Origin of the sequence: Epilithonimonas caeni DSM 17710 (assembly GCF_000426465.1) — a bacterium.
In the GTDB taxonomy this organism is placed as follows: domain Bacteria; phylum Bacteroidota; class Bacteroidia; order Flavobacteriales; family Weeksellaceae; genus Epilithonimonas; species Epilithonimonas caeni.
The window spans coordinates 27,514-44,899 of record NZ_AUFK01000003.1 but is presented as its reverse complement, the minus strand read 5'-3'; the positions used below and the strand labels follow the sequence as shown (position 1 = coordinate 44,899).

At 38.3% G+C, this 17,386-nt stretch carries 14 protein-coding genes; 6 read left to right on the top strand and 8 right to left on the bottom strand.

All coding sequences use genetic code 11. From position 1 onward, the window contains the following. Positions 1-326: 326 nt before the first annotated feature. Positions 327-1,577: a CinA family nicotinamide mononucleotide deamidase-related protein gene (locus K319_RS0101100; protein ID WP_027381945.1), complete on the bottom strand. Its 1,251-nt coding sequence runs from the start codon at positions 1,575-1,577 to the stop codon at positions 327-329. 148 nt (positions 1,578-1,725) lie between these two features. Here K319_RS0101100 and K319_RS0101095 point away from each other — a divergent pair, with 148 nt between their 5' ends. Then, the gene (locus tag K319_RS0101095; protein WP_027381944.1) at positions 1,726-2,940 is read left to right on the top strand and encodes a dicarboxylate/amino acid:cation symporter; all 1,215 of its coding nucleotides are present in this window, start codon (positions 1,726-1,728) and stop codon (positions 2,938-2,940) included. Between the two features lie 132 nt (positions 2,941-3,072). On the opposite strand, the gene K319_RS0101090 is transcribed toward K319_RS0101095, so the two are convergent. The 3 genes from K319_RS0101090 to K319_RS0101075 all read right to left on the bottom strand — a co-directional run bounded on the left by K319_RS0101090 (position 3,073) and on the right by K319_RS0101075 (position 6,513). Beyond that, positions 3,073-3,462, bottom strand: a complete 390-nt coding sequence (locus tag K319_RS0101090) for a DUF779 domain-containing protein (RefSeq protein WP_027381943.1) — start codon at positions 3,460-3,462, stop codon at positions 3,073-3,075. A 244-nt stretch (positions 3,463-3,706) separates the two neighbouring features. After that, complete coding sequence (adhP, locus tag K319_RS0101085) at positions 3,707-4,741, bottom strand: alcohol dehydrogenase AdhP (RefSeq protein WP_027381942.1); 1,035 nt, start codon at positions 4,739-4,741, stop codon at positions 3,707-3,709. Between the two features lie 245 nt (positions 4,742-4,986). After that, positions 4,987-6,513, bottom strand: coding sequence for an aldehyde dehydrogenase family protein (locus K319_RS0101075; protein WP_027381940.1), 1,527 nt, complete (start codon positions 6,511-6,513; stop codon positions 4,987-4,989). 210 nt (positions 6,514-6,723) lie between these two features. On the opposite strand from K319_RS0101075, the gene K319_RS0101070 reads away from it, so the two are divergent. Then, positions 6,724-7,641: a helix-turn-helix domain-containing protein gene (locus K319_RS0101070; RefSeq protein WP_027381939.1), complete on the top strand. Its 918-nt coding sequence runs from the start codon at positions 6,724-6,726 to the stop codon at positions 7,639-7,641. A 189-nt stretch (positions 7,642-7,830) separates the two neighbouring features. Here the strand turns inward: K319_RS0101070 and K319_RS0101065 are convergent, their stop codons facing one another. Further along, positions 7,831-9,162, bottom strand: a complete 1,332-nt coding sequence (locus tag K319_RS0101065; RefSeq protein WP_027381938.1) for a hydroxymethylglutaryl-CoA synthase family protein — start codon at positions 9,160-9,162, stop codon at positions 7,831-7,833. A 305-nt stretch (positions 9,163-9,467) separates the two neighbouring features. Continuing rightward, positions 9,468-10,811 (bottom strand): ammonium transporter, encoded by a 1,344-nt coding sequence (locus tag K319_RS0101060; RefSeq protein WP_027381937.1) that lies wholly within the window; start codon positions 10,809-10,811, stop codon positions 9,468-9,470. 259 nt (positions 10,812-11,070) lie between these two features. On the opposite strand from K319_RS0101060, the gene K319_RS0101055 reads away from it, so the two are divergent. Further along, a complete protein-coding gene (locus K319_RS0101055; RefSeq protein ID WP_027381936.1) occupies positions 11,071-11,259 on the top strand; it encodes a hypothetical protein in 189 nt (62 codons plus the stop codon). 35 nt (positions 11,260-11,294) lie between these two features. Here K319_RS0101055 and lipA read toward each other — a convergent pair whose 3' ends face one another. Both lipA and K319_RS0101045 read right to left on the bottom strand, forming a co-directional pair. Then, positions 11,295-12,149, bottom strand: a complete 855-nt coding sequence (gene lipA, locus K319_RS0101050; protein WP_027381935.1) for a lipoyl synthase — start codon at positions 12,147-12,149, stop codon at positions 11,295-11,297. 39 nt (positions 12,150-12,188) lie between these two features. Continuing rightward, positions 12,189-12,746, bottom strand: a complete 558-nt coding sequence (locus tag K319_RS0101045) for an RNA polymerase sigma factor (RefSeq protein WP_027381934.1) — start codon at positions 12,744-12,746, stop codon at positions 12,189-12,191. Between the two features lie 213 nt (positions 12,747-12,959). Between K319_RS0101045 and dapF the strand changes: the two genes are divergently transcribed. From dapF to K319_RS0101030, 3 genes are read left to right on the top strand one after another with little or no spacing between them, the layout of a single operon-like run. Further along, positions 12,960-13,733: a diaminopimelate epimerase gene (dapF, locus tag K319_RS0101040; protein ID WP_027381933.1), complete on the top strand. Its 774-nt coding sequence runs from the start codon at positions 12,960-12,962 to the stop codon at positions 13,731-13,733. A 12-nt stretch (positions 13,734-13,745) separates the two neighbouring features. Continuing rightward, positions 13,746-14,771, top strand: coding sequence for an endolytic transglycosylase MltG (gene mltG, locus K319_RS0101035; protein ID WP_027381932.1), 1,026 nt, complete (start codon positions 13,746-13,748; stop codon positions 14,769-14,771). Positions 14,772-14,804: 33 nt separating this feature from the next. After that, on the top strand, positions 14,805-17,360 hold the full coding sequence (locus K319_RS0101030; protein WP_027381931.1) for a TonB-dependent receptor domain-containing protein: 2,556 nt from the start codon (positions 14,805-14,807) through the stop codon (positions 17,358-17,360). The last annotated feature ends 26 nt before the right edge of the window (positions 17,361-17,386 follow it).

Genomic DNA, 17,386 nt, shown 5'->3' with positions numbered 1-17,386 from the left:
ATCGTTGTCAAAGACGCAGAATAAAAGCAGATAGAACATTTTCCTCCCATGGAGCACTTTACTATAGTGGTCAACATTGGTGGTCGCTGATAGATGGCTTAAAAGCGCCTCGGGAATGAAATCCAGAACCTGACTAAGGGAAACTTTGTGGTCATTGAATACTGACATAAATGTTTGATTATCAGTATAAATATACAAAATTTAAACGACAAAAACAAGTTAATTATTTGATTATCAGGTAATTGTAAAATTATTTTTTGCGCATATAAAAACAAAAAAGTCGGAAGAAAATCTTCCGACCATGACTAGCTCAAAGGCTGTCTTTTTTATTTTTTGATGAGTAATGAAACAATGTCTTGGATTACTTTCTGAGACACAAAATTCATAAAATCCAATCGTTCCAGATGTGGCATAAATAATTTTGAGGTTACTTCTTCATTCCCTATTCTGATCGTATAAAAAACCGTCCCCACATCTTTCCCGTCCTCTCCTTTTCCCGGACCGGCAACGCCCGTGGTAGAAACAGAAATATCAGTTTTGAATAACTTCTGACAGCCAATTGCCATTTCAGAAGCCACCTGTTCACTTACAACCGTAAAGTCTTCAATGATTTTTGGATTGACATTCAGAAGGTCGATTTTCTTCTGCGTGGCGTATGTCACGACACTTCCCATGAAATAACTGGAGCTCCCGGAAACCGACGTTATCAAATGAGCCAACTCACCTCCCGTACAACTTTCTGCAGTTGAGATTGTCAATTTTTTATCGGTCAATATCTCGCCGAGGATTTTCTCGATCTTATCTTCCTGGGTAGCAATGATATTTTCACCAATCAGAGGAAATAGTTTTGTGATTTCGTTTTCCAGTTCTGCATTCAGTGATTCTTGTGAGCTTCCGGTAGCAGTCAATCTTAATTTGACTCTTGTTCCGACCGGCAAATAGGACAAGCTTATGTGTTTCGGCAAAGCTAATTCCCATTCTTCAATGGTTTCTGACAAAATACTTTCCGGGATATCAACCACAGAAACTATTCTGGTAACGATATGGTCAAGTGATAATTTTTCCTTCAGGAAAGGAATAATCTGGTCTTTCACCAAAGGTTTTACCTCGTAAGGAACGCCCGGCAGACTAAAACAATAAGTTCCATTCTTTTCCAAAATCATGCAAGGAGCAGTTCCGAAATAGTTGAGGAAGATCTTCGCCTTGGACAAAACCATCGCCTGGTCTTTGTTATGTTCCAAAATCCAGAGCCGCTTTCTTTTTTCGAGATATGCTCTTAGATGCTCATAGATATTGTCTGAGAAAATCATTTCATCTTCAAAGAATCCTGCATATGCTTTTTTGGTAATATCATCTTTCGTTGGTCCCAATCCGCCGGTTGTGAAAACCACATCCGCCATTTCAAAAGCTTTTCCTAAAGTTGATATAATTGCACTTTCTTCATCCGGAATTGTAAAAATAGAAAGTACCTTTATCCCGATTTCCTTAAGCTGTGTTGCAATAAAATTGGAGTTGGTGTCGACGGTATTTCCCGAAAGGATCTCGTCACCGATAGTAATTAGAACCGCTGTTTTCATAGAGACAAATTTCGGGAATAATTCTATTACCTAAGCCAAAATAAAGAGTTTTTATTAAACCACAAAAGTCAAAAAGGTTTTGTCAACCTTCACTTCTTTTGTTTCTTTTGTGGTTAAGAATTAATTATCTTTGGTTAAAATTGGGGGAATGAAATCATCTTTCTGGAACAGCTACAGCAACATTATCCTGCTTCTCATCGGTATTTTCATTGGAAGTCTTGTCGGGATTTTCGCTCCTGCTTTTGTAACTTATCTGAAACCCATTGGTGACATTTTTCTTAATCTATTGTTTGTTACAGTAATTCCATTGGTATTTTTTGCAATTGTTTCCGCCATTTCCGGCATCGAACAGCAAAATCAACTAGGCAAGATTATCGGAACAATGGCTTTAACTTTCTTAAGTTTCATTCTGATCTCGGCCACGTTTTGCATCATAATGGTTTACCTTTTCCCTACCGAAACTCCGAACAACGTCAGCGAAACCATATCAGAAAATCTTCAGAATAATTCTAACGTTAATGATCAGATCGTAGGATTCTTCACTGTCAGCGAGTTCTATCATTTGTTCTCGAGACAGAATATGCTGGCACTTTTGGTTTTTTCGTTTTTAGTAGGGATATCCATTAGAAAGTCGGGAGAAAAAGGGAAACCTTTTCAAAACTTCGTCCTGTCCGGCAACGAAGTGATGAAACAGCTTTTGTTATTAATAATGAAAGTTGCTCCAATTGGATTAGGTGCTTATTTCGCTTACCAGGTCGGAACCATTGGGCCTCAACTTTTTGGATTTTACGCCAAACCTTTGGGGTTATATTACATAGCTGGAACTATTTATTTCATCGTATTTTTCAGCCTTTATGCTTTCATCTGGAAATCCGGAAATGGCGTAAAAGCTTTTTGGAAAGAAAGCCTTTTGCCCACTGCAACCGCAATCAGTACTTGCAGCAGTTTGGCGACAATGCCTGTGGCTATCGAATCTGCGAAACGAATGGGCGTTCCTGCATCTATCGCCAACGTCGTGATTCCGATTGGAACTACGATTCATAAGAACGGTTCCTCTATTTCATCGATTATCAAGATCTATGTCGCTTTTCAGTTACTTGGCTGGGATTTCTTTGAACCAATGAATCTCATAATGGCTTTGGGAATCACCATTTTCGTAAGCGCAGTCGCTGGTGGAATCCCAAATGGCGGCTATATTGGCGAGATGCTGATGATCTCGGTTTACAAAATTCCGCCCGATGTGGTTCCGGCAGTAATTATTATCGGAACTTTAGTAGACCCTTTGGCGACAGTCCTCAATTCTGTCGGGAATATTCTTGCAAGTATGATTGTCTCCAAATTTGTCAAAACAGAAGTTGTTTAAGCTTTCAGGAGCTATTTCCCGCTGTCCACTATATCTTTTTTGTTTTCACAACGTTTGTCGTATAATTGAAGCGGGAATCCAAAAAACAAAAAAGTATGCCGTTTCCATCGGGGCTAGTTGGTAATTCGCTGGCTACTCACTTCTCTTGACAGGTTCCAGATTTTCCAATTCCTCCGGCGTAAATAATCGATAGTGAACTTTGAAGGTTTTCCCCAATGGTGTTTCCAGGGAAAACCCTCCAGGTCCCCAACCATCCAAAACATCCAAAGTGAAGTGAGAATATTGCCAATATTCGAACAGGTCGCGGTCTATCCAGAACTCGTGTCCATTAATGGTACCAATCATAGCGTCATTCATTCTCGGAAAATAGCCTCCTTTCTCAAAACATTGCGGCTGTGTCCCTTCGCAGCAGCCACCAGCCTGGTAAAACATGAGCTCGCCGTGTTTCTTTTCCAGCTCCCAGATGACTTCCAAAGCTTTCTCGGTTACGGAAAGTCTTGAGATCTTATCTTTGGTTTCCATATACTATAATTTTTTAATTGATGATCTAAACACAAAGGCACAAAGATTAATTTATTTAAACTTGTTTCAAGGCACTAAAAAAATCAAAGATTTCTTAATATTGACGAAGCTAAAAACTTTGTGCCTTAAAAACTCGGTCATTACAATGAAAGCTTTGTGCCTTTGTGATAATTTTATTGATAGTCACGTTAACAAAAACCCGACAAATAAATCTGCCGGGCTTAAAAACTCAAAATAACAATAATTAATTTTGTCCGGCGATGTCCAGAACGATACGTCCGTCGATTTGTCCTTTCTTCATCTTGTCGAATACATCATTAATATCTTCCAGCTTAGCAGCGGTGACGGTAGCTTTTACCAAACCTTCATTGGCAAAATCAAGTGCTTCCTGCAAATCTTTTCTGGTTCCGACAATAGAACCTCTAACGGTAATTCTCTTAAGAACTGTTTCAAAAATCGGTAGTTCAAAAGAACCTGGCGGGAGACCATTGAGTGCAATTGTACCTTTTCTTCTCAGAACATCTATCCCTTGTTTGAAAGCAATTGGAGAAACAGCGGTGATCAATGCACCGTGCATTCCTCCAACTTCTTTGTGAAGATAAGTTCCCGGATCGGTTTCTTTGGCATTGACAACCAAATCCGCACCAAGTTTTTTTGCCAATTCCAATTTATCATCCGCCACATCTATCGCCGCAACGTGCATTCCCATAGCTTTTGCGTACTGAACTGCAACGTGTCCTAATCCACCGATTCCGGAAATGGCAACCCATTCGCCGGGTTTTGTTTCGGTTTCTTTAAGGCCTTTGTAAACGGTAACGCCCGCGCAAAGAATCGGAGCTATTTCCAGGAAGTTGACATTATCTTTCAAATGCCCAACATATCTGGAATCTGCGATCACATATTCTGCAAATCCGCCATCTACGCTGTAACCTCCGTTCTTCTGAGCTTCACACAAGGTTTCCCATCCCGTGATACAATAATCGCAGCATCCACAAGCCGAATACAACCAAGGAACACCAACTGCATCACCTTCCTTCACCATGGCTTCCGGTCCACAAGCCACTACAATTCCTACACCTTCGTGGCCCGGAATCAGAGGCATTTTTGGTTTTGCCGGCCAGTCGCCATCTACTGCGTGCAAGTCGGTATGACAAACACCACAAGCAATTACTTTTACTAATACTTCATAGCGTCCGGGTTCTCTTACCGGAACTTCTTCGATTTTCAATGGCTGTCCGTAACCTTGTACAACTGCCGCTTTCATTGTTTTTGGGATCATAGTTCAATTTTTTATTAATTTATTAACAGGTCGCTCCTACGGAGCTTAAATCTTTTTTGTCAATGACAAAGTACTTTTCGAAGACGAAACTGCGTGAGGGATTGGAAGGGTTGCGAGGAACGAGCAAGTGCGAAATGAAATGCAGCACCGGATCCGCCATAGGCGGAGCAGCCCTGGAAAGCCCGACCGTAGCCCTGGACCAAACCAAGGCGACGGACACGCTATTAAAACACAATACTTTATTTTTAGAAGAATCCTAGTTTGTTTTTGTTATAGGATATCAGCATATTCTTTGTCTGACGGTAATGGTCGAGCATCATTTTGTGATTTTCTCTACCCACTCCGGACTGTTTGTAACCTCCGAAAGGCGCGCCGGCAGGATAAGCGTGATACTGATTCACCCAAACTCTACCAGCCTGCACGTGGCGAGGAATCTGATACAGCTGATGCGCATCTCTTGTCCATACTCCTGCTCCCAATCCATAAATAGTATCGTTTGCTATTTCTAAAGCTTCTGCCTCATCTTTGAAAGTCGTGAATGCCACCACAGGTCCGAAAATCTCTTCCTGGAAAATTCTCATTCTGTTATTCCCTTTGAAAATGGTTGGCTTGATGTAGTAACCGTCTTCAAAGCCTTCGATGTGATTGGCTTCTCCACCAGTCAACACTTCTGCTCCTTCTTCTTTACCAAGTTTCAGGTAACCTTCGATCTTATCTTTCTGTATTTTAGAAGCCTGTGCTCCCATCATCACCGTTTTGTCTAATGGATTTCCTACTTTAATAGCTTCTGTTCTTTCGATCACTTTGGCAATGAAAGCATCTGCAATATCTTCCTGCACCAATAATCTTGATGGGCAGGTACAGATCTCTCCTTGATTCAGGGCGAAAAGAACTGCGCCTTCAATAGCTTTATCCAGGAACTCATCATCCGCATCCATGACTGAATTGAAGAAAATGTTAGGCGATTTACCTCCCAATTCCAAGGTTACCGGAATGATATTCTCTGTCGCATATTGCATTACCAGACGACCAGTTGCTGTAGAACCAGTGAAAGCGGCTTTGTTTACCTTTGGATTGGTTACTAAAGCTCTTCCTAATTCTGCGCCGAAACCATTAACAATGTTGACAACTCCTGCCGGAAGCAAATCTCCAATCAGTTCCATCAAGATCATAATTGAGATCGGTGTGCTTTCTGCCGGTTTCAAAACCACACAGTTACCTGCCGCCAAAGCCGGAGCGAGTTTCCAAACGGCCATCAGGATTGGAAAGTTCCAAGGTATGATCTGTGCGATGACACCAAGCGGTTCGTGAACGATCAATGAAACGGTGTCTTTATCCAGTTCGTTGTGAGAGCCTTCTTCTGCTCTAATTACTGAAGCAAAATACCTGAAATGGTCAATTGCCAAAGGAATATCCGCTGCCAAAGTTTCCCTTACTGCTTTTCCGTTATCAATTGTTTCTACAGTTGCGATGTATTCCAGGTTTTCCTCGATTCTGTCTGCAATCTTATTTAAAATAATGCTGCGCTCTGTCGGAGAAGTATCTTTCCAGGTTTTGAACGCTTCCGAAGCTGCATTCACAGCATTTTCCAGATCTTCTTTGTTAGAGTGTGCAGCCTGTGTGAATACTTTCCCGTTGATCGGAGAAACCACATCAAAATATTGTCCGCCAACCGATGGTACAAATTTTCCACCGATGTAATTATCATATTTAGCTTTGAATTCTGGCCAAGCTAAAGTAGTCGAGTTTTGTTGTGCTAGTGTTGTGCTCATAATAATATCTGCTTTTATTAATAATCAGTTAACATTTGATTAAAGCTAAGTTAACCAGACATTAAACAAACAGAATAGCACAATTGTCCAAAAAAATAGTAAAATCCTACTTTTAAGATTCTTTATCATTTCATTAAGAAAAAATTATGTTTGGCTATAATTTTAAATTTGTTATATTTGAGAGACAAGATGTTATAAAAATCTTGAGTAATGAATCCGAATCATTTTCAACTTAACAAACCTCATCTGACACAGGAAAATAACCTGAACACATTGGTGGAAAATCAGACCAAGTTCAGTTTAAATAATTGTGAATTCAGCATATATGAGACGCATCAGAGTGCTTATAATGTGAAATTGCACTTTGAACATCTGGCGTTCACCGGAATGTTGAGAGGAAAGAAATGGATGAAACTCCAGGATAAAAGCAATTATTTCGAATATCTCCCCGGAGAAAGTGTTTTGGTCGCGCCCGGGGAAACAATGGTCATTGATTTTCCTGATGCCGATAAAGATGCTTCGCAGTGTATTTCGTTGACTTTGAATCCGGAATTTGTGCAGGAATCACTTGACCTTCTGAACTTCAATGCAAAAAAAGTGGACGATTCTTCGCAATGGAATATTTCTCTGGAAGAATTTTATTTATTGAATAGCAAAGCTCTGGCTTCAGCAACTAACAATATTATGAGAATTGCAATGGATGATAATTCTTATAAGGATGTGATTGCTGATTTTGCATTGAAGGAACTTTTGATAAGATTGATGCAGACGCAGGCAAGAAATCTGGTTGAGAAAAACACCTTGAAAAATAAGTCCAGAATTGGTTTTGTTGCGGATTATATCAAGAAAAATCTTCATCAGAAGTTATCGATTGATTCGATTGCAAAAATGGCTTATGTGAGCAAATCGAATTTCTTTAAGATGTTCAAGGAAGAATTGGGACTTTCCCCGAATGAGTTTATCATTCAGGAGAGAATCAAAAAAGCAAAAGAATTATTGACCCATAATAGTTCGGTAAGTGAGACTGCTTTCAGCACAGGATTTTCGGATACGAATTATTTCATCCGTGTTTTCAAACAAATGGAAGGCGTAACGCCTAAAATCTTTCAGAACAAAAAATTAATTTGAGTTAAATAGTTAGTTATAGATATTTTCAAAAAGAACACGAGCCAATGTTTTATTGGCTCGTGTTCGATTTGTATTCAGAATTATTAGGTCGCTCCTACGGAGCTCTGATTCTATTATAATTATTTTGCTATTAACAGCTTACTCCTACGGAGTTCATAATTTTGTGCAAATTCTTCTAGTAGTAGTTTATTATTTCTGATAACTGTAATATCTTGCACCTTTCAGAACAGGACTTTCTTTTTCAACTCTCGTCAACCCAAATCCTTTATAATCCGAATTTACAGAAGAATTTAATTGTTTGCGGTGCAACTTCTCGTAAGTTTCGAAATCAATTGCCAATCTGTTTTTCAGACTCTCAAAAAGATTCCATTTTTCAACAACAGATTTCCATTCGGGAGAAATTTTCCCTACGAATACTTTAGCTTTAGAACCACTTCCATAAGCCAGGAATCCGATTTCTTTGTCCGCCAGATCTTCATTTTCATTAAACGAAGTTTGTAGTGCAGACAACAACGCCATAAAAATAGAAGCGGTGTACATATTTCCAATTTCGGAAGAGGCTCGTTGGGATCTTTCAATTTTTTCATTAATGAAATTGATATAATCTTCAGATTTTGCAATGGCTTTTTGTTTCTCGGCATCAGAAAAATCAAGATGATTTTCTAAACTATAAATTTCGGTAAAAACTCTTTTCCCATGAAATGCATAAGGCAAATGGAAAATCAAATACCTCCAATCTTCGTAAGGCCTAACGGTAAAAGTCTGTTCTTTGTAATGCTGATAAGCCTCACGGATTCTGTCCTGATAACAAACATTAGAATATTGTCCGTCAAAAACAGGTTCATCTGTAAACACTTCGATTTTATCCGGATAATTTTCCGGCGCAGAATTCAATTCAGATTTGGAATGATGACGTCTCGGTTTGAAGAAATCGAAAACACTTTCTGTTGCCACCCCCCAATTATTATCAATCTCAACCAATTTTGGATTCGCAGAAACCAATAACGCAACAGCTCCTCCACCTTGCGTATATTCTCCGGAAGAAGCCAATTCATATTTTGCATAATCACTGGCAATCACAACTGCTTTTTTAGTAGGATTTGCTCTTACAAAATCCAATGAATTATGAAGTGCATCAACCGCGCCAACACAGGCAAAAGTCATATCGACCACATCACAGTTTTTGAAACTTCTTTCCCCAAATGCTTCACTTAGAAATTCCTCCACCATTTGAACGGCGTAAGTCGCAGTTGGTTTTGCAGCGTCCAAAGCACTCTCTGTTCCGAGATAAACTCTTGATATTTCTTTCGGATTGATATTATAGTCTTGAATTAATTTCAGTAAAGCTTCTGCTGCAAAAGTCGCTGCATCCTCGTGAACATCGGGCAAAGCCATTTTGTGTAAGCCCAGACCTTTTTCCAATTTTGCTGGTTCTATTCCTCTTTTCTCAGCAAGGTCTTTGATCTCTAAATATAAAGAAGGCACATAAAAACTGGCCGCATCCACTCCGAATTTCGTCATTTTAAAAATTTTAAGACACGAATTTAGAGATTTTTTGGCGGATTTTGAGTGTGAATTGGGGAGAAAATTGGAGAATATGTTAAATGTTATATTTAAAATAACCATTCCCTTTTAAAACGTAGAATCTTACGCAGCCCGACTTGAGTGGAGCTCTTTTTCTTTTTTATAAAAAGAAAAAAGCGGGAACGGAAGGCGGATTAGCTGCCCAAACCTAACGAAGCGATTCGACGCGGTCAAATAAAAAAACCTCGCTGTCAAAAAACAAACGAGGTTCTCTTCATATCAAAACAAAATCAAATTTCTTATCAAATGCAGCTTTCATCGTGCTGTGACAAATCCAGACCAATACTTTCCGAATCTTCTGCAACTCTCAGTGGAATTATCATATCCGTTACTTTATATAAAACCAAAGACCCCAAAAATGTAAACGCCGAAACCAAGACCAAAGCCATCATATGATGTGCAAACACTTCAAACCCACCGTGAAGAAGACTTGCATTTTCGCCCTGAGCCAACACTGCCGTCAGAATCATTCCCATAATTCCGCCAACACCGTGACAAGCAAAAACATCCAAGGTATCATCTACTTTTTTCAGTCTTTTCCAATTGCACATCAGATTCGAAACAATCGCTGAAATAAATCCGATGAAAATAGCGTGAGGAATCGTTACAAAACCGGCGGCAGGCGTAATCGCAACCAACCCGACAACAGCACCAATACAAGCGCCTAAAGCAGAAACTTTGCGCCCGTTAACTCTATCAAAGAAGATCCAAGATAACATTGCGGTTGCAGAAGCTACCGTTGTTGTTCCAAAAGCCATTGCAGCGGTTGCATTAGCCGACAAAGCAGAACCGGCATTAAAACCAAACCAACCAAACCAAAGCATTCCTGTTCCTAAAATCACAAACGGAATATTAGAAGGTTCGTGGTGTGGATTTTTACGTTTTCCAATCATCATAGCTCCGGCCAAAGCAGCGAATCCCGCACTCATGTGAACCACAGTTCCTCCGGCAAAATCCTTCACTCCGAAATATTTGTTCAACAAACCATCCGGATGCCAGACCATATGACAAAGCGGTGTGTAAATTATCAAACTGAACAAAACCATGAACAACAAATAAGAAATAAATCTTACTCTTTCCGCAAATGAGCCTGTTATCAAAGCCGGTGTGATCACCGCAAACTTCATTTGAAACAAGGCAAACAAAACAAACGGAATCGTGGAAGCCATCTGACTGTGAGGCAAAACGCCAACATTGTTAAAAAATAAATATGATGTCGGGTTTCCTATGAGTCCATAATGTTCCCCATTAATAGTAATCCCAATAGAATCTCCAAAAGACAAACTGAAGCCTACAACAACCCAGACAATACTAATCACACCCAATGCAATAAAACTTTGCAACATTGTTGAAATCATATTCTTTTTCCCGACCATTCCGCCGTAAAAAAATGAAAGCCCAGGTGTCATCAACAAAACCAAACCGGAAGAAGCCAGAATCCACGCAACATCTGAACCTACGATGCTATCTTCTCCCAGAAAAGTTCCAGGTGTTGGTAAAGAGGTCTGTTCCGGCCAGAAAAGTGCGGCAATTGAAACGATACTAATTATCACGAATGATATAATCCAGCGTTTTTCAATTTTCATATGTAGATATTTATTTTTTTAATGGTCATATGAATCGTTTATTTCACTTGGTCATTTTCAGAAACCAAAAAACAAAACGATTTCACATTTTAAAATTTTAACCATGCAAATATAAAGGGTTAATTTGAATTAATTATAAAAATCAAAACATAAACCCCTAATTTTTCATTATTAAAAATAAATTTTACCAAATTAAATAACTCATAAAGACAAAACCAATAAGGCATCAGTTTTGATATATTATCAATAAAAATAAATTATGAGACAAGATATTCCAAAACCAGACAGCGAAACCAACAAAGGACCAATGATGGCCATTATCATTATTGTCGTTTTATTCCTCTTAGGGTATTTTGCCTATATGATGTTTATTCCGCAACAAGTGGAACAGATGAATCAAACTGATAAAGTACAACCAGTAGAACCAAAAGTAAAAGACTCCATTTAGGAGTCTTTTGCATTTTATAATTGATGTGAAAAATCTTAGTGAATATGTTTCTCTGCATGATAAGAGCTTCTCACCAATGGTGAACTTTCCACATGACGGAAACCTAATTTTTTTGCAAAATCTCCGTATTCATCAAACTCTTCAGGAGAAATAAATCTCTGAACCGGAAGATGTTTTTTGGTTGGCTGAAGATACTGCCCTAAAGTAATCACATCTACATTGGCATTTCTGATATCTTCAATTGTTTGGAAAACCTCATCTTTAGTTTCTCCTAAACCAAGCATCACACCCGTTTTTGTCCGATTTTGTCCAGCTTCTTTCAGATATCTCAGAACATCCAGACTACGTTCGTATTTTGCCTGTATCCTTACTTCCCTTGTCAAACGTTTTACAGTTTCCATATTATGGGAGATCACTTCCGGAGCCACTTCTACCAATCTGTCAAGATGTTTTGTCACACCCTGGAAATCCGGAATCAGAGTTTCCATAGTCGTTCCCGGAGAGATTCTACGAACCGCATTCACCGTTTCAGCCCAAAGAATCGAACCCATATCTTTCAAATCATCTCTGTCGACTGAAGTCAGAACAGCGTGTTTGATTTTCATTAATTTGATAGAACGCGCTACTTTTTCCGGCTCATCCCAATTCACATCCATCGGCTTTCCGGTTTTCACACCACAGAAACCACAACTTCTGGTACAGATATTTCCTAGAATCATAAAGGTTGCCGTCCCTTCTCCCCAACATTCACCCATATTGGGACAGCTTCCGCTTTGGCAAATTGTGTTCAGTTTATATTTATCAACCAAATTTCTCAGTTCCCGGTAATTCTTACCAGTTGGCAATTTTACACGGATCCATTTGGGTTTTTGAGTAACTGTTTCTTCCATTATTCAATTAAAGATTTAGAGATTCAGGAATTTAGAAATTCAAAAATCTTCATTATCATTTTTTAATAATTCGGCCAGGATTTTTTTGGCGCGCATTATTCTCACTTTTGTATTGGCTACGGAGAGATTGAGTTCCTCCGCTATTTCTTTGATGCTTTTTTCTTCAAAAAATCTCAATCTGATGATATCCTGATTTTTAGCATCCATTGTTTCTATGATTTTGATGATCTTTCGCTGGTCCTCCTCGGAGATCAGCAATTCTTCCGGTGACCTGGCAAACTCATTTTTTACATTCTCCAGTCCATCATTTGCATCTTCGTTTTCCCGGCTTTTTCTTCTCCAAAAATCGATGATCGTATTTTGAGCAATGGTCAGGATCCAGGTCTTGAATTGAAAATTGGGATCAAACAGGTCCAGCTTGTTTAGGACTTTTGAAAATACCGAAACTGTGATCTCATCTGCATCATTTTCATCCTTCACTCTATTCATCACAAAAGAAAAAACATCAACCCAAAACAGGTTAATCAATTGCGTCTGAGCTTTTTGATTCTTATCTCTGGCTTTTATGATGAGAGCGAGTAACTGGTCTTCTTTCATTTTTCAATGAACAAAGATAGCTATATATTATTAAAAAATATTAATATCAAGAGATTGAGAATTTCTATTATTGTGAATGGATATTGTTTGAGATTTAGAGTGAATTTAAATAACAAATATCAAGGCTGAATTATTTTAAAAGAAGTATTTTTACTGGCTTGATTTTGGAATAGAGAAATCACAATAAACAATTAAATATCAGACAAATAAATAATGAGATTTTATAAATATCAAGGTACAGGAAATGATTTTGTTATGATTGACAACCGTTTAGGAGAATGGAACGACTTATCAATCGAAAAAATACAAAAGCTTTGTGACCGCAGATTCGGGATTGGCGCAGATGGATTAATTAAGATCAATTCTGCAGAAGGCGTTGATTTTGAGGTGGATTATTACAATTCCGACGGTTCCAAAAGTTTTTGTGGGAACGGCGCTCGTTGTTCAGTCGCTTTTGCTCATTTCTTAGATATTATTGAAGATAAAACCACTTTCACCGCCATCGATGGAATCCACGAAGCCGAAATCAAAAACGGTATCATCAAGCTAAAAATGGGTGATGTAAAATCTATTGATACAGATGGAAATGATTTTGTTTTGAATACAGGTTCCCCACATTATGTCAAGTATGTCGAAATGTTAAATAATTATAATGTTTACAAAAACGGTAACGAAATCCGAAACTCTGAAACTTATAGGAAAGAAGGAATCAATGTGAACTTCGTAGAAAAACTGTCTGATAAGGAGCTTTTTGTAAGAACTTACGAACGTGGTGTTGAGGATGAAACTTATAGTTGCGGGACAGGAGTTACAGCTGCGGCTTTAACTTTTATGAAAAATAATAATCAAACGTTTGTTGGAGTCAAAGTAATGGGAGGACAGCTGAAAGTTTATGCAGAAAAAGATGGAGAAGGATTCAGAAACATTTGGTTAGAAGGCCCTGCTGTTCAGGTTTTCAAAGGAGATATTAACCTAGACAAAGCCTGATATTTTAAAATCATGAAAAAAACAATTCTTATCATATTTGTTATCATTATCGCAATCCTGGGATTTTTCGGGATTCGTTTTTATAGTAAATACCTTGGAAATAATGTAGAAAAAGAAGGCTTTGTTCTGATTCCGCATCATTCGGGTTATAAGCAGATCCTTGACTCTATTTCGCCTTTCATTAAAAACAAAGACAATTTTACAAGTATCGCTGATGAAAAAAATCTGAAAGAAAACTTCAAAGCCGGACGATATGAAATAAAATCGGGAATGAACAACCGCGAAATCGCCAATATGATCATCGCCGGAAATCAAACTCCGAATTCTTTTAGAATCAAAGACTTTGATGATGTATATCAAATGGTTGGAAGGGTTTCTAAAAAAACAGAAACCGACTCTGCGAAATTCATTAAAAAACTTGACGAAATCGCCATCAATAAAGGTTACAAAAGTGCTGAAGATCTAAAAAAATATTTCTTCAACAACACTTATGATTTTTTCTGGACTGTAACGCCGAGAGAATTCTTTGACAAATTCGAAAATGATTATAAAGATTTTTGGACCGCAGAAAGAATCGAAAAAGAAAAAAAATCCGGATTGACAAGAGACCAGATCTATGCATTAGCCTCTATAGTTTACAAAGAATCCGGCGGAAAACCAGATGAACAAAGAACAATTGCAGGACTTTATATCAATCGGTATAAAAAAGGAATGAAACTGCAAAGTGACCCGACAGTTATTTATGCCGTGAACAAAGCCAGCAATTTTACTCAGCAGATCAAGAGAGTTTATTACAAACATCTGAAAGAACCTTCGCCATACAATACTTATGCGAACAAGGGGATTCCTCCAGGGCCAATTTGTATTGTAGATAAGAATTCTCTAGATGCCGTTTTGGAAGCAGAAAACAACAATTACATTTTTATGTGCGCCGACCCAGCGAGATTCGGTTATCATAAATTCACAGATAATGATGCTGAACATGCCAAAAATGCAAAAGCCTATCAGGACTGGTTGAACAGCAAAGAAATAAAATAATAAATGAGCAACGGCTCAAAAAATAAACTAAGAATGGAACGAACGGAAATTGTAAGTGTATTTCAGAAAAAAATCTTTGGTCTTGCTTTGACCATCGGTGCGGCGAGTTTTATAATGGCCCAGCAAAAGGTAAATGTTTCTGGAAATGTAAAAGATGCAAATGGCGGAGTTGGATACGCATCTATCACTTTTAAAAATCAGCAAAACTCACAATTGAGTGATGCCGCCTTAGCGGATGTAGATGGAAATTATAAATTGGAATTGGCGCCTGGTAGTTATGATGTAAGCATAGAAGCTGTCGATTATAAAAAATTCACTCAAACAATCCGGGTTGAAAAAGCGGGAATTCTTGCACCTTTCGTGATCATTTCCAATGGAAAAGCCAATCTAACTAACACAACAGATATCCAAGGTGTAGTGATCACTGCAACTTCTACAAAACCCTATAAAGTGGAACTGGATAAGAAGACCTATGACCCTTCACAGGATATTGTGAGCAAAGGAGGCAATCTTCAGGATGTCCTTTCAAATGTCCCTTCGGTGTCTGTGGATACAGACGGAACTGTTTCTATGAGAGGCAATTCTAACATTCGATTTTTGATCAATGGTAAACCCTCTTCACTATTAGGTATCGATGATGGTGCTGATGCTTTGAAATCAATTCCGGCAGATCAAATTGAAAAAATCGAGGTAATTACCAATCCTTCATCCAAATATGAGGCAAGCGGAACTGCGGGTATTCTAAACATCATTCTTAAAAAATCGTCTAAAATGGGTTTCAACGGAAGCGTTGAGGGCACGCTTGGTTACCTTCCCAACACCCGACTAAACACGAGCCTTAGCTGGAAAAAAGGGTCATGGACCTACTATTTAAACGGTGGAGGAAGCTATAACAGGAACAAATCAACTAACAATTCCACTTACAACTATCTGTTAGACCCAGCCAGACTGAGCAACAATGCCAGTATCTTTACCGACCAAAGAGGGAAGAATAAAAGCGAAAATAAAAACTATAACGTCAATTCCGGATTTGTGGTTGATCTGTCAGAAAAATCTTCTTTGAACGCATCTGTTATGTTCCGCACCTTTGAAAATGAAGGAACTGAAACTATTAACACTTACGACAGGATAGTCCGCAAAGATATAGATGCTGATGATTATCCTGATGTTCCATATACGATATTGGACAAAAACTCACTCAGAGTTAATGAATCTATCAGAAACAATAATTCTTTCCAAGCCGATTTGGGATTTGACCAAAAAATTGGCGACAAAGGACAGCTTCTAAGTCTGGCCGCGAGTTATCAAACCAACAAAAGTGACAGTTCCGGACCTATAGATCAAACAAGTATTGTAAGTGATGGAACAAGCGAATCTGTGGTCAACAATATTCTCAACAATTCGAAAAATACGACATTTCTAGCCAAAGCAGACTATGAATTGCCAATCGGGGAGAATTCTAAATTGGAAGCCGGAGCAAGATTTGATTTGAATAATAATGATTATAGTTATTTTGTTAATCAAAGTACAAATGATAGCCCATTTGAAGTTTTGGAACGATTTACCAGTGACACCCGTTATGATGAAAAAATATCAGCTGTTTATTCCCAGTTCAGAAGCAAGATTGGAAACTTCGGTTACCAGTTAGGTCTAAGAATGGAGAACACCAATATCGACGTAAGTTTCAAAAGTATGGAAAATGCAGAGTTGGTAGAAGTTCCTAAAAATTACACAGGCTTCTTTCCTAGTGCGTTCTTCAGTTATAACCTGGATAAAAGCAATCAGATTTTATTGAACTATTCCAGAAGAATCAACAGGCCACGTTCCTGGTTTTTGATTCCTTTTATGTCTTTTGGTAATGACAGAAGCTTATTTTTAGGAAATCCTGACTTGAACCCAACCTACGAAAATTCATTTGAATTAGGCTACAGTTTGTCTAAAAGCAAAATCGTATTTAATCCTACTTTATATTTCAAAAAATCCCAAGATGAAGTTAATTTCTACCAATACGATGCCTTGGATACCAATGGCAATACTGTTCTATACAGAATGCCGGTTAATGCCGGTTCAGAAGCTAATTACGGTCTAGATCTTAATGCAACTTACGACCCTTTCAAATGGTTAAGAATAATGGGGAATGTTGATTTGTTTGGATATGATAATTCTGGTTCCTACAAAGATTTCAGTTATGAAGGAAACGGCTTCTCATCCAGATTAAGATTGACAACGACCTTCCGACCGGATAAAAAAACATCTTTACAAATACAAGGTTTTTACAGAGGTTCCGAAAAAACGGCCAGTGTTGACAGACATTCTATGTATTCTATCAATTTCGGAGCAACAAGAACTATTCTGGATGGTAATGGTACTCTTGCTTTTAACATTCAGGATATATTCAATACCAGAGCCAGAGAAAATACAACATATGCCCCAAGTTATTCTCAATATCAGTATATGCAATGGAATCCAAGACAGTTTTCAATATCATTTACTTATCGTTTCAAACAAGGAGAAAAGATAGAACAACCGAAAAAGAAGAAAGATATAAATGCCAATAGTAGTGGCGGAGATGATATGCCGCCGATGTAGCATCCTTACAGATTTATTAACCAACT

Coding starts and splice junctions, on each gene's coding strand:
- K319_RS0101100 (WP_027381945.1), bottom strand. CDS start 1,577: ATGAAAACAGCGGTTCTAATTACTATCGGTGACGAGATCCTTTCGGGA.
- K319_RS0101095 (WP_027381944.1), top strand. CDS start 1,726: ATGAAATCATCTTTCTGGAACAGCTACAGCAACATTATCCTGCTTCTC.
- K319_RS0101090 (WP_027381943.1), bottom strand. CDS start 3,462: ATGGAAACCAAAGATAAGATCTCAAGACTTTCCGTAACCGAGAAAGCT.
- adhP (WP_027381942.1), bottom strand. CDS start 4,741: ATGATCCCAAAAACAATGAAAGCGGCAGTTGTACAAGGTTACGGACAG.
- K319_RS0101075 (WP_027381940.1), bottom strand. CDS start 6,513: ATGAGCACAACACTAGCACAACAAAACTCGACTACTTTAGCTTGGCCA.
- K319_RS0101070 (WP_027381939.1), top strand. CDS start 6,724: ATGAATCCGAATCATTTTCAACTTAACAAACCTCATCTGACACAGGAA.
- K319_RS0101065 (WP_027381938.1), bottom strand. CDS start 9,162: ATGACGAAATTCGGAGTGGATGCGGCCAGTTTTTATGTGCCTTCTTTA.
- K319_RS0101060 (WP_027381937.1), bottom strand. CDS start 10,811: ATGAAAATTGAAAAACGCTGGATTATATCATTCGTGATAATTAGTATC.
- K319_RS0101055 (WP_027381936.1), top strand. CDS start 11,071: ATGAGACAAGATATTCCAAAACCAGACAGCGAAACCAACAAAGGACCA.
- lipA (WP_027381935.1), bottom strand. CDS start 12,149: ATGGAAGAAACAGTTACTCAAAAACCCAAATGGATCCGTGTAAAATTG.
- K319_RS0101045 (WP_027381934.1), bottom strand. CDS start 12,746: ATGAAAGAAGACCAGTTACTCGCTCTCATCATAAAAGCCAGAGATAAG.
- dapF (WP_027381933.1), top strand. CDS start 12,960: ATGAGATTTTATAAATATCAAGGTACAGGAAATGATTTTGTTATGATT.
- mltG (WP_027381932.1), top strand. CDS start 13,746: ATGAAAAAAACAATTCTTATCATATTTGTTATCATTATCGCAATCCTG.
- K319_RS0101030 (WP_027381931.1), top strand. CDS start 14,805: ATGGAACGAACGGAAATTGTAAGTGTATTTCAGAAAAAAATCTTTGGT.